This window comes from Brasilonema bromeliae SPC951 (assembly GCF_012912135.1).
Taxonomy (GTDB): domain Bacteria; phylum Cyanobacteriota; class Cyanobacteriia; order Cyanobacteriales; family Nostocaceae; genus Brasilonema; species Brasilonema bromeliae.
On the sequence record NZ_QMEB01000003.1, the window covers coordinates 29,675 to 42,191 of the forward strand.

At 41.0% G+C, this 12,517-nt stretch carries 9 protein-coding genes; 3 read left to right on the forward strand and 6 right to left on the reverse strand.

The features are described from left to right. Positions 1–16: 16 nt before the first annotated feature. The 5 genes from DP116_RS00800 to DP116_RS00820 all read right to left on the reverse strand — a co-directional run bounded on the left by DP116_RS00800 (position 17) and on the right by DP116_RS00820 (position 7,964). The gene (locus DP116_RS00800) at positions 17–2,629 is read right to left on the reverse strand and encodes a DNA translocase FtsK (RefSeq protein ID WP_169153352.1); all 2,613 of its coding nucleotides are present in this window, start codon (positions 2,627–2,629) and stop codon (positions 17–19) included. A gap of 17 nt (positions 2,630–2,646) precedes the next feature. Beyond that, a complete protein-coding gene (locus DP116_RS00805) occupies positions 2,647–4,722 on the reverse strand; it encodes an AAA family ATPase (protein WP_169153353.1) in 2,076 nt (691 codons plus the stop codon). A 54-nt stretch (positions 4,723–4,776) separates the two neighbouring features. Then, a complete protein-coding gene (locus DP116_RS00810; protein WP_169153354.1) occupies positions 4,777–5,628 on the reverse strand; it encodes a transcription factor RcaD in 852 nt (283 codons plus the stop codon). A 324-nt stretch (positions 5,629–5,952) separates the two neighbouring features. Further along, the gene (locus DP116_RS00815; RefSeq protein WP_169153355.1) at positions 5,953–6,900 is read right to left on the reverse strand and encodes a glycosyltransferase family 2 protein; all 948 of its coding nucleotides are present in this window, start codon (positions 6,898–6,900) and stop codon (positions 5,953–5,955) included. A gap of 32 nt (positions 6,901–6,932) precedes the next feature. Next, positions 6,933–7,964, reverse strand: coding sequence for an Npun_R2821/Npun_R2822 family protein (locus DP116_RS00820; RefSeq protein WP_422614236.1), 1,032 nt, complete (start codon positions 7,962–7,964; stop codon positions 6,933–6,935). 455 nt (positions 7,965–8,419) lie between these two features. Between DP116_RS00820 and DP116_RS00825 the strand changes: the two genes are divergently transcribed. Next, complete coding sequence (locus tag DP116_RS00825) at positions 8,420–9,643, forward strand: glycosyltransferase family 4 protein (protein WP_169153356.1); 1,224 nt, start codon at positions 8,420–8,422, stop codon at positions 9,641–9,643. 14 nt (positions 9,644–9,657) lie between these two features. Here the strand turns inward: DP116_RS00825 and DP116_RS00830 are convergent, their stop codons facing one another. Then, positions 9,658–11,490: a right-handed parallel beta-helix repeat-containing protein gene (locus DP116_RS00830; RefSeq protein ID WP_169153357.1), complete on the reverse strand. Its 1,833-nt coding sequence runs from the start codon at positions 11,488–11,490 to the stop codon at positions 9,658–9,660. Between the two features lie 233 nt (positions 11,491–11,723). On the opposite strand from DP116_RS00830, the gene DP116_RS00835 reads away from it, so the two are divergent. Together DP116_RS00835 and DP116_RS00840 are read left to right on the forward strand one after the other, a co-directional pair. Next, complete coding sequence (locus DP116_RS00835) at positions 11,724–11,906, forward strand: hypothetical protein (RefSeq protein WP_169153358.1); 183 nt, start codon at positions 11,724–11,726, stop codon at positions 11,904–11,906. 347 nt (positions 11,907–12,253) lie between these two features. Continuing rightward, positions 12,254–12,451 (forward strand): hypothetical protein, encoded by a 198-nt coding sequence (locus DP116_RS00840; protein WP_169153359.1) that lies wholly within the window; start codon positions 12,254–12,256, stop codon positions 12,449–12,451. Positions 12,452–12,517: the final 66 nt, after the last annotated feature.

Here is a 12,517-nt window from a genome sequence, read left to right on the forward strand (position 1 = left end):
CGCTGAATCAACCCTGTTACCGATGGGAGGTTGAGAGGGGTAGCCGAATATCTGTTGCGAATAAACTTTGTAAGCGGTACAATTGAGCGCCCATTTGATAAAGCAAATCGCCTTTCCCTAATAAACGAGCAGCGGTTGTTTGTTTACCTCCCAAGATAATAGCTGAGTCTGCTTCACTAGCAGTTCTCAGTGCAACCCTTCCTGGTAAATTTGAGCGGATAATTGGGGTGACAATACCGGCTTCTGGGCGTTGAGTGGCGATAATCAAATGAATTCCGGCTGCTCTTGCCATTGCACCTAATCGTTTTATACTTTGTTCTAGTGCTGTGCGGGATTCTTTCTCCGCCATGAAATCAGCGTATTCATCAAAGATGCAGACAATTCTAGGCAAAGGCTGAGGAGAACGTTGATTATAAGTACTTAAATCAGCGCATTTCGCTTTTTCAAACCGTTGATAGCGCGATTCCATTTCTGTTACCAGTTCCTGCATCAGTTCAATAGCGCGATCGCTCTCCTTCACAACAGGTGAATACAACCACTGCATCCGCTCAAACTCAGGAAATGTCACTCGTTTAGGATCAACAAGAGCAATTTGTAAATGTGCAGGGGAATGACGCAAAATGAGACTGAGGAGGAGCGATCGCAAATACTCACTCTTCCCACTTCCAGTAGTCCCCCCTACCAAAAAGTGACACGTATTTGGATCAGACAAATCAGCTTCTATCAGTTGTCCCTCCAAATTTACTCCAATTGCAATTTTCACTGGTGCTGTTGCTGGCAAAACTTGCGATTTTATGTAATTCTCAAACTTAGCAACTTGTCTGTCGGGACGAGGTAAATCAATACTGACATATCCAGCTTGAGGGGAAATCAGAGGCGGATTTGCTAACCCCAATTGAACTTGCAAATCTGCTGACAATTTCAGCAAGGAGTTCACCTTAACACCAAGTTGAGGCTTAAGTTTTACCCGAACAAAAGCTGGACCAACAGCCGCTCCGTGATAATCTACACTAATACCAAAAGATTGCAGAGTTTTAACCAAATTTTCTCCCATTTCATCAGGATTAAATGGTTGCTTATGATTGTTTCCTGTCTGTTCATCCTGACTAACTGTTTTTTGCTGATTCTCTTCATAAGATGATTCCTCACCTTGAGATTGTTCCACAAAGTAACTTTGACACTTTTGCTGCTGTGGACAAATTTTGCACAGGTGAGGCTGGGTTGTTAAGGGTGGAGAATTAGGTAATGGTGGTTCCCAAGTCAACCATTGACGCATTTGCTGTAATTTATAAGGAATCAACTGATGAACCGTATTTTCCAGTTGTTCCCAAGAATACTGATACTCTTTGAATTCTGGTAAAACACAGTAAACCGCTGAGTCAACAGCTACTTTTTTCTTTTGCCACAGCATATAACTATAAAGCGCAACTTGAGCTAATTGTGCTGATGGATCCGCTGGTTGATAGGTTTTAAATTCCACCACACAAAGGCGCTTTTTTTCAAAATTGTAGACTAAGCAATCAAATTCCCCTGCTATTCGTTGCTGCGTGTCATCCGGCAGATTAAAGTAGTACTCAAGCTTGCGCTCTTCAGTGATAAAAGTGTCACGAATAAGTGTTTCTGCACTGCAATAGCGGCGATTGATGATTAGCAATTGGGCAAAGTGTTTGATGAGTCCTTGTAATCCTTGCCAAACTTTGAATAATGCTTGTGCTTGACTCGAATCTTTTTTAATAGCTTCTTGTAGGTAAGAATAAAACTTGATTTCATAAAAAATCTGTTGCAGACTAGAAGCAATTTCCTCTATCTCTAATTGGGCTGCTGTTGGTTGAAACAAATCTGTACATTGAGGTTCATGAGAAACAAAACGTACAAAATCATTAGCTAATTGATGAAATGTATTACCAATTCCAACAGGATTTTCTGGAGGCAAAAATAATGTATTGCCTCCAAAGCGCTGATTGAGATAAAATAAGCGTGGGCATTCAAAAGCAACTCGTACTTTTGTAGCGCTTAAAGATAATTGTTCAGATTTTTTTCTTGATTTTGAACCATTAGCTACCATATCAAAAATATTATTTATAGTATTAGGGTTAGAAATTTCCAATAAGCGACGATGGACAGCAGCCAGATAGACTGTATCCATTGCAGCATAGTGTAGTTGTTTTTGTGTGAGAGGTCGTTTTCCCCAATCGCTTCCCTGTTCTTCTTTATCTACATTAGAGAATTGACAAAGTTCCGTTGCTAAAGTTTTCAGTTGTAGATTAGAGACTTGCAAAACTTCGCGGGTAATTTTTCGGGCTAGCTTCAGCGTACAGGTAACATTTGGTGCTTGCTTACCTCCAAGATATTTTAAATCAAAGCTGGCGTTGTGAAATACTTTTTCTATTTGGGGGTTAACTATAATTTGATTAATAAAATATGCTGCTAAATCAGGTTTATTCAATACATCAAGGATATAAGCAGAGTCACTCGTCAAGTTTGTCGGTTCAGCTAGCACTTGAATGAGCGACAGTCTCGGATAGTAAGTATCCCAGTCAGCGATTTCTGTATCTAGCCATAGGGTTTTAGCCGAGGCAAATTTGGCTATTTGCGCTCGTATTTCAGTTGGTTGTGTGAGATATTGCATTGGCTTTCAAACAAAAATCATGTTTTAGCTATGAAACAAATTAATTGGTCTTGTAACTTAGCTTTTGGATTAATAATTGTCACCTTCTGTTCTTGACACAATAGATCAATCAAGAGTTGAACATCAGCTTCTTTAACAAAAGAAAACTGATTAACAGACTGTATCATTAAAGTTGGAACTCCCATGTAACCTTGAGTTTTGATTAGATTCAACAAGAAATCTTTGACAGGTCTGAAATCTTTTTTCCCATTTCTATCTTCTGGAACAGTCTCTTGTTTAGAAAGAATTCCTAAATCCTGTAATAAAGTACATTTTTCTAAAATTTTAGACTCACGGATTAAGGTTTGTAGTTCCTGTAAAGTAATGGTTTTACTTGCAAGCACCAATTCATTAGCTTCCACTGACTTCACAAAGCTGTGGTATGTCGCCAAATAGTGAACAGAAGACAGATTAGGCTTGATATGACGATGATTAGTAGATGTGAAAATCTGTTGGTAGAGCTGATTCCCAACAAGGTTTGGTTTCCCTACCCCTCCAGCCCGGAGCAAGTACATAGTTTGACAGAGATTTTGCTGAATAGCTTTCTGGCAAGCAGTCATCATATTGAAAAAACTGTTCATGTGTGAATCTTCTGTCCAGACTACTCCTACCCGTTCACGCTTACCAGGTTGTTGATAACTCAAAGAATAACTAGCGTACCTTCCACTTATAAGTTTCGGCTTAATTTCCTGTACTTGTAATGCTTCCAAGGCTTGTTGCAACATCCAAATGAGATCGGGTGCAGCTAACAAGATAATTTTGGTATTTTTTCCCTGAACTTTTTGATATTCCTGCTGCCATAGCAATTCAAATTCTGCTTTAATTACCTCCCAAGAAATTTCCGTTTCTACCGTCACCTCACCATCAAACCATTTTGGCTGAGGAGGTTGTTTATCTCTAAATAGCCATTCCTTATAATCCTGGAATAGTTGTTTCCCTAGCGTCAGAAAATCGCGGGGTGTAGCTTTGCGGCTGAGAAACACTTTTTCTAACACCTGCCGATTTAACGGGTAAATTAGGGAAGTAGGTTTGGGGTTAGCTTGATTGTGCAGGGGATAGAGTCGAGAAGCTAAGAGGGCTTCGCCTTCTTCCAGCGTGATGCGTTTTAGTGGAATTCTGATACTAACTCTATCTATGTCAGAGGGCTGAACTCGCTTAGAATTGTTATACCAGTTCTCTGTTCTGATGCTGATGATAATCAGGAAATTTTTCCACCTGCCGTTATAAATTGTAGAGTTGACGTTGAATAAAGCTTGTAGATCAAGAAAGCCATCTGGTAAACGAGCAATGCTATCTAACTGATCGAAACACAACACAATGGGCTGGGTTTTCGCAGAAACTTTGCTAAAGTTGGCTAAAATACCCCGCGCCTTGTCTTCATCATCAATAGATTGCTTAACTTTTAACTTTTTCAAACTTTCTTCATCTAAATCATCCCCTTTCAACCATTCACAAGCTAGAGAGTATAAGTCTGGATTTGTCAGGTCATAAAGCACACCAAAAAATTCATTGGCATTGTAAATTCCTGTGGTACCGATGGTCTTTTTAAGGATGTCAATGAAGAGTTGGCGATCGCGTTCAGTGTCTGTTTTTCCAAAAAAGCCTTTAATTCTATCAATAAATTTTTGCTGCTCGCTTTTTAAGCCCTTCTCAATCGTAGACAAGCAGCTTTTGATCCAGAGGATTAATTGGGAATCTGCTTGTCCTGCTGGAGCATTAACCAAACTATCAACGGTGTAGCGTAAGATGTGCCGCCAGATACGGTCGCTCTGAGAAAATGGCTCAATGTAAACGAAAAAAGCTTGGTCATTTAGCTGTTCTTTGAGCTGACCCAAGAAATGAGTCTTTCCCGTTCCAACGTCACCATAGAGAATTAGGCTACGGGTTTCATGGTCTTGGGCAATTTGTGCTATTACACTTTTAATTTCGATTAATTGCTTTTGATGAATAGATTCAACAGTAGGGAATGGCTCTTGCTCTTCCCAAAAGTTACGTGCTGCTGGGTTATCAAATGGATTCAGCGATTTTTTAATAACTTGATCAATTGTTGCCATGCCAATATCCCTGCTGTCTTAAAGTTAGCCTGCTCATAATTTAGGTGTATGTCGCTAGATTGCTGTGATGAAAAACAAAGAGCCACCGCTGATCTGAGAAATTCCAGCGTCAATTTGTTCAGGAGTATAATCGCGTGGTTCTGCTAATGTACTCAATTCAATTTGGTCAGCTTCTTCCAGACGATAGAGCACCTTATCTACTTCTTCCCGTGACAGCGGAGGTTGTAACTTTTGCCGCAGATGGAAGATTGGCAAATAATTGTCAGTACCCAGTTCCCGATCTAATCTCCGGATGGTTTCTAAAATTTCTTCGTCAGTCAAATTGATAATTGTTACAGCAGCCGATTCTCTACTGGTAGGTGCTGAAGTAGAGACTTCCTCAGGCTTACTATGTAGAGATTTCCGTAAAAAGCGCAGGTAATTATTCAGCAAATCCAATCTAATCGTTGCAGCGCCCTTCGGACTATAATCTTCCCGTAAATACTCTAGTGCTCGTTCAGTCAGCCATACTTCAGCTTTAGTCTTTTTGATTTTGGATTCAGCGTCAATCAATCCCCGTTCACTCAGAGTTTTCAATATCGCCTCTTTCTCAGGCGCTTTCAACGACGACACTTTGATTTTGCTGGGGGAGACTTTACCAGCAGCTTTACTTATCTTTTCTAGTACCTTGAATTCTTGATCTGTGATTGGCAACTGAGCTGATTCGAGTTTCAATAAAGCGTTACCAGGTGGTAAAATTTTAACTGAGGCAATCTCGCGGGAATAGTCTACTAGTTCGCGATCGCCTAAACTTTGACAAATTTTATCTTTACCCTTAAAAGCTTTGAAACCACTAGCACTAAGGCTTGACCGATAATTAGGACATCCTAATAACTTGAGTAGAAACTTTAACTCATTTGTATCCATGCGGATTCTTGCCTGTATTTAATTCAGCACCACTCTAGCTCAAGTGGCAATAATTCACACCTTTTCTTATCCTAACTAGATTTAGGGTATTTAGGCAGGGTGAGTGTTATCTAAATATCAATACATATATATAGCAGTCCTAAATAATTCATGAAAATCTCTGTTTCTTCTCTTGGCGTTCTTGGCGTCTTGGCGGTTCGATAATTTCCACAACTCAAATAGGATTGCTATAGCAGTCCTAAATCATTTGTAAGAAACAAGATCCCCGACTTCTCACTACAAGTCGGGGATCTGAGTTTTTCAATTTTCACCCCTCCATCTCCCCTACCCCTTCACTCTTCTCACCAAATCAAACACCAAAGAACGCAACCTCACAGGTAACAGCGACAACCCCAACCCAGTCCACGCCTTAGCAGGAGAAAAAGACTTCCCTGCTAAAACTAACTTTCTTCCTTTTTGCGTTTCACCCTTTTCAATTAACCGTAACCCTAACAATAACTGTGTTTCTGTAAGACGCTGTTGTCTAATTTTCTCCAGCTTCTCAAACTCAAATTGATAACTTTCCAAATATCGTAACTTGTCAGATAAATAAGGAATCGCCCTGTCAATCCCTTGCTGTTGTGCATGGAAACGATATTCCATTAACAACTCTGGTAGATAATAGCCTTTCTTTCCTGCCAAAGCCAGCCGCACAAATAAATCATTGTCTTCGCAATTTTGCCAATTAGGCTGCATAAATCCTAATTCTTGCAAGGTAGAACGGCGAAATAAGGTTGCACCAATTTGAAAGCTTTGATTCACAAAGACAACTTCCTGTAAATTATCAACAACACCTTCTGGCAAATTCGCCCTACCCCAGCGACGAGAATTTTCTTGTGTTTTCGTATCATCTCGGATATTGTTAATATCAATCACCCAGTGGTCAGTTCCAACAAAATCAATATTGGGGTTTTTATCCAGAATTGCTGTGGTACGTGATAGGAAATCTGAAGTTAACCTGTCATCATCATCAAATTTTATAAAATATTCCCCTGTTGCAGCATCAAAGCCAGAGCGCATATTATTGCTTTTACCAATATTTTGCTGATGACGGATGTATTTGATGCGGCTATCTGTATACTGCGACATGAGTTTAGCTGTCTCATCCTGAGAACCGTCATCACAAACAATTAATTCAAAATCTTGATAAGTCTGCTGGAGTACACTTTCAATTGCGAAAGGCAGCAGATTAACACGATTAAAAGTCGGAATGCAAACACTGACTTTAGGCATTTTTGTAATAGTAGGGTTGACAAAAACTAAACTTAAGAAATAGTTCTTTCAATTCTACTCTTAACCTTTTGCATGAATCTATGGGTTTTAACCACTATACTCGGTGGCTTGAGTTGCTTAGGTCGTTTTTCTGGTTCTTTCAGAAATCGATAGTATAAAAATTCATTTTTGTAACGAATATCAACGTCTTCGCCTTGACACAACCGAGTAAAATCAATTGCAGGATAATTCATGTAATGCAGGCGATGAATCGGTTTTAATCCATCTTGATTGTAGAGGACATTATTAATATTGATAAAAGGGTCGGCGTCGGCACAATTACCAGTTATGTCTTGACCATTGGGGCTGAGGGTAAAGTTAAATAGTGGGCGATGATCGCATCGGAATGTCATGTAACTAAATAAGTCTGCATCACACCACCAAGACCGCTCATTAATCCAGGTAAACTCCTGGTTTACCACCAAACGCTCTCTTAGCATCTCTAGCTCATCCTTGCCAAAAATTCCCTCTTTTGAACCGAAGAAACTAGAGCAATGTAATAGTGGTTTGACCTGGGATTCTGGCAAGGAAATTGCCTTTTCAATCCGAGAAAAATTGAGTGCTGCAACAGGACTTGACTTGCCATGCTCCCAGTCATCAAAAACAAAGTCGTAGTCGTCTAGCTTTTCTAAAACCCTATCCAGCGAAGTCATTGCCAAACTATCGGCATCATAAAAGACAAATCGTTTAAAGTTGCCATCAAAGGCACACATTTTCCTCAATAAATTACTTTGTTTGTACCATTTTCGAGAGTGACCTTGCTTTAGCTGCCTAGCCTGGGGATGGGCATTCCAAACTTGATTGTAAAAATCTTCCCAGCGTTGCATTGAGCTTTTGTTCTCAAACAAGGTGACATTAGGTCGAGAACTTACCTCTAGCTTCACTAGCTCTAGTCTTTCATCATAGGGAATAATACAAATCGGAATATTTGGGCTAACATTCACTTCAATGCTATTTAGTAATGCCACTAATTGATTATAAACAATATCATTGGCAAGTGTGTAAACACCAAAATCTTCCATCATGAAATATCCTTGGTTTCTTCACGTAGTTTATCAAAATTTTAAATTTATCAGTCGTCAAATGATGATATAAATTGTGATTAAAAGTCATCCTATATGTATAGTAAACCGAAATGAGTTGTGAAAATTCAAAAACTAAAATACCCGACTTTTTACCAGAAGTCGGGTATCAAGTTTGCTCACAAATGATTTCGGACTGCTATAGCAATCCTATATGAGTTGTGAGAATTTATCGAACCGCCAAGACGCCAAGGACGCCAAGAAACAGAGGAGAAAATCTTACGAATGATTTAGGACTGCTATATATCACCGCTTTTGTTAGTATAGGACTTTTATAGAACTCCTATTTGATTTTTACGAAGCTAGGTACACTTTTATTGTTTTTCCCCTGTTAAGCGTTCCCTGTTTCCTGTTAAGCGTTCCCTATTCCCTGTTAAGCGTTCCCTATAATTAGGTTTATGAATATCTTAATGCTATCTTCCACATTTCCCTATCCTCCTACACGAGGCGGAACCCAGGTAAGGACATTTCATTTACTCAAGTATCTCAGCCAACATCATGTTATTACGCTGGTGACTCAACGAGAGCCTGATGTGACAGATACAGAAGTAGTAGAATTACGGAATTGTGTTGATAACTTAATTGTTTTTAATCGCCCTCAAGACACGAGTAAATCTGGAAGAATACTAAAAAAAATCCAGCGCTTTTATTCTTTTATACAACAAGGAACACCACCAAGTGTGTTAAACCGCTACTCAAGCGAGATGCAAACTTGGATTGATAACTTTGTGGAGGCGGGGAAATGTGATGTTATTACCTGTGAACATAGCGTGAATGAAATTTATGTGCGAGCGCATTTTCAAAAACATCTTAGAACTATAGTTAATGTTCATAGTTCAGTCTACGGTACTTGTCGCAACCAGCTAAAAACGGGCATTTCGGAAAATAGATTTCGCGATAAACTCTATTTACCACTTTTGCGTCGTTATGAACAACGCTACTGCTCTAAATTCTCGGCAATTGTGGTGACAACAGAAGAAGATAGGGTTCAGATGCAAGAATTTAACCCAAACAGCGAAATTCAAGTTATTCCCAATGGGGTAGATTTAGTTTCTTTTCCCTACCGCACTTATGATCCAAACGGACATCGTATCATTTTCATTGGTGCTATGGATAATTTAGCAAACATTGATGCTGTTTGTTTTTTTAGCAACGAAATATTACCAGAAATTCAAAAGCTTTACCCTGATACTACTTTTGATATTGTTGGTTCTCGTCCTGCACCAGAAGTTTTAGCACTCAAAGAAAAGCCCGGAATTACTGTTACCGGGCGTGTTCCTTCTATGGTAGAATATTTACACAAAGCAACAGTCTGCGTTGTGCCTATGCGGACGGGATTTGGTATTAAAAATAAAACTTTAGAGGCGATGGCTGCAGGTGTGCCAGTTGTAGCAAGTGAGCGTGGTTTAGAAGGACTGGCTGTAGATGGTTCAAATATACCATTGAGGGCATTACGAGCAAATCAGCCTACAGAATACGTTACAGCTATTCGTCAATTATTTGAAAATTCGCAATTGCGAGCAGAATTGTCTCGTAACGGCAGACAATTCGTAGAAAGTCAATTCACTTGGGAAAGCGCAGGTAAACGCTATGAGGAAGTCCTGACAAATACTGGATTGTGATTTTATACCGTTTCTTAGGACTTGTTATCGGTCACGGCGTTCGGCCAATTACCCTCGATAATGTTATTATTTTGAATCTGATGTGTATAAATTGGCATAAGAACATTATCGATTTTGTTTCTTGTGACTGTAATCCCTCCACTTGCCTGATCCAGATAAACACCGGAGATCGGATAGCTTGCAGCCCAGGGAGAGCGAACAACATGGTGAATATAATTATCTGAAATCAAGGTATTATACTGGTTAGACAAAGTATAAATACCCGCACCGTCATCAAGGGTATGCATGACGTTGTAAATTTCGTTGTTCCTGATAGTGTTGCTTTTTACCCTGTGGATATCCTTCGTCCATCCCCAGCCAATGCTGATACCTGTGTAAGGGAGATTCCACAGTTTATTGTTTTCAACAATCATGTTTTCGACAAAACCAGCGAAAATTCCTACTGAATTTGGATAGTCCTGACCGAGGGCGGTAAGGGTATTGTTGTTGATTAACACATTGCGAATCGTCGCTGTTGCAGGTTCCGAGTGCAAAAGGGTATCCATAACAATGCCTTGTCCCCCCAGGTTCTCGAAATGACTGTCCCTAATGGAGAGGTTTTCAACATCCGTAGAAGCATTGACGCCTGAAGCACTCATATTACGGAAGGTGCATTTCTCAAAGCTGACGTTTCCCGCGTAAGACAGTTCTACCCCTGCGATCATCGTCGTATCGCCCCATACGTGCTTTGTGCTAACTTCCGTACCAGCCTGGCCACCGATAAATCCTTTTTGCGAAGGTGCTGTCCAGTTGGTATCCTGAAAAACGATGCCTTGAAAAACAATATTATGTGCTGGTTTTTCAGCGGTTCCGGCAATTTTTAGGATATGCTCAAGACGCGGGGCGATAACAGTTGTTCGGGACATGTCTTCGCCTGGGCGGGGTATGTAATATAAGGTGTGTGCTTCCTTATCGAGATAAAACTCTCCCTTGTCGTCAAGAAATTCATAAGCATTCTCAAAATAATAGGAGAGTTCTGGTTCCAGGAATTGGGTATTGCCCATAAAAGCTAGATCTCTGCCTGGATTCTGTAGCGCGACAGAAGCAATGTTACCGTTTATTGTAAAGTCTTCAACTTTAAATCTGTTGATAGTCCAGTGTCTGAAAACTATCATTTCTGCTTCGCTGAGTTTCTTCCATCGATTGATCTCGCTTGGGTTTACTTCCACCCTTTTATTGGGTATGTCCCAATTAACAACACGAAAATAAGTGCCAGTGTTTGGTTGTCGGGCGCGGATAGCTGGAACGCCATTGATGAACAGCCGACGGAAATCCTGGTTATCCACCGTAGCCTGAAAAACCTTTCCGTCCTGAGTTTGCCATCCCGTAATCACCTTACCGCCTGAAAGTTCAACTTTTCCGGGTGTTTGGGCTCGAAAAATGATAGAATGCCCGTTGAAGCCACTGTCCTGTGTTCCTAGGGTAAAAGTATCTGACAGGTAATAGGTGCCGTTTTTCAGAATGACGGTAATATCGGTTTTCATGGAGGTATTGATGGAACGCACATACTGCTGCGCACTTGTCAGGGTGCAGGGTGCTGTGCTTGTACAGGCATTCCCCTTACCGTCAGGGCTGACATATAGCGTTCTTCTCTGATTAGCAAAGTTGTTCTGCTCTGAGTTGGGGGAAACCATGACAAAACTCGACAACTTTGTAAATAAGTTACTCGTAAGACTAGCCAATCCTGGCTGTGTTTGGCTGCTTATTGAGAAGAATATCAACATAAACAACCCAAAAATCTGCCATGCTGGAACGGCTGTCCCGTTTTGTCTGGGAAAAAGGAAACGCTTAAGCTTATGATTCTTCATTCGGTAAAACTTGCCGAGAAAACGAACATCTGTAGTTTTCCCTTGGTGCAAAACTTCAAAAAACTCGGCGAATCGCCTTCATCACGAGATGCCTTGTTTTCAGTCGGACAAGTAATATAAGAATCCGATTTGATTTGGTGAAAAAATTTAAGTATCTGTAGGGTGTGTTATTGCGCAATACGGTTCAGTTAGAGCCAAAACCCTTAAATTGCGTAGGTTGGGGAGCGCTAGCCATGCAGAAGGGTTTCCAACGCCAGATGCTCCACTTGGGGAGACCCCAAGACCGCACTGGCTCCTCCGTAGGTGTCTGGCGTTTGACGCCAGGAAACCCAACACAAAACGTTTGTTGTTGGGTTGCGCTACGCTTAACCCAACCTACCATTACCTTAACTGAACCGTATTGTGTTATTGCGTAGCATAACGCACCAAAGCCTGATGATCATGGTGAGCCACCAGGCATAACACACCCTACTACGTACTGTCGGACAAGTAATACTGATACCCGCGTTGCATTCAAAGATAGTAGGTGGGTTGCTTCATCTCCCCCCATTTTTAAATGCTGTTTCTGAACGCAGATTTGTATAAAAAAAACAGAACTATCAATGTAGCGCTTAGCGAAAAAAATATTTATTGTCAACGCCCTACGTTAGGGGTGTAAGGGTATAAGGGTATAAGGGTATAAGGGTGTAGGGGGAACCCCATACCACAATAGAGTGCAAACCGCTATGGAGTGCGTGGCGGTCTGGGCTTGTACCCGCTCCGGGTGAAAGGACTGTGCATTTCCCCTACACCCCACACCCCCACAACGCCAGGTGCTACCCTGCGGGAAGCCGCCTCCGGCGTCTACAAGTCGGGAAACCCGAACGCCAGATACCTACGGAGGGAAACCCTCCTGCAGTACTGGCTCCCCAACGCGCTGGCTCCCCAAGACCGCGCTGGCTCACTTTCTCAAAAAGAGTAAGGTGAACAGTGCCCGCGCTAGGGAATAATAAGCTTTTGAGGCTACAAAATCGCAATAATTATGGCG

Excerpts from the sequence above, each read along its gene's own strand:
- DP116_RS00835 (WP_169153358.1), top strand. The coding sequence starts at position 11,724 with ATGCAGAAGGGTTTCCAACGCCAGATGCTCCACTTGGGGAGACCCCAA.
- DP116_RS00800 (WP_169153352.1), bottom strand. The coding sequence starts at position 2,629 with ATGCAATATCTCACACAACCAACTGAAATACGAGCGCAAATAGCCAAA.
- DP116_RS00810 (WP_169153354.1), bottom strand. The coding sequence starts at position 5,628 with ATGGATACAAATGAGTTAAAGTTTCTACTCAAGTTATTAGGATGTCCT.
- DP116_RS00830 (WP_169153357.1), bottom strand. The coding sequence starts at position 11,490 with ATGAAGAATCATAAGCTTAAGCGTTTCCTTTTTCCCAGACAAAACGGG.
- DP116_RS00815 (WP_169153355.1), bottom strand. The coding sequence starts at position 6,900 with ATGCCTAAAGTCAGTGTTTGCATTCCGACTTTTAATCGTGTTAATCTG.
- DP116_RS00805 (WP_169153353.1), bottom strand. The coding sequence starts at position 4,722 with ATGGCAACAATTGATCAAGTTATTAAAAAATCGCTGAATCCATTTGAT.
- DP116_RS00825 (WP_169153356.1), top strand. The coding sequence starts at position 8,420 with ATGAATATCTTAATGCTATCTTCCACATTTCCCTATCCTCCTACACGA.
- DP116_RS00820 (WP_422614236.1), bottom strand. The coding sequence starts at position 7,964 with ATGATGGAAGATTTTGGTGTTTACACACTTGCCAATGATATTGTTTAT.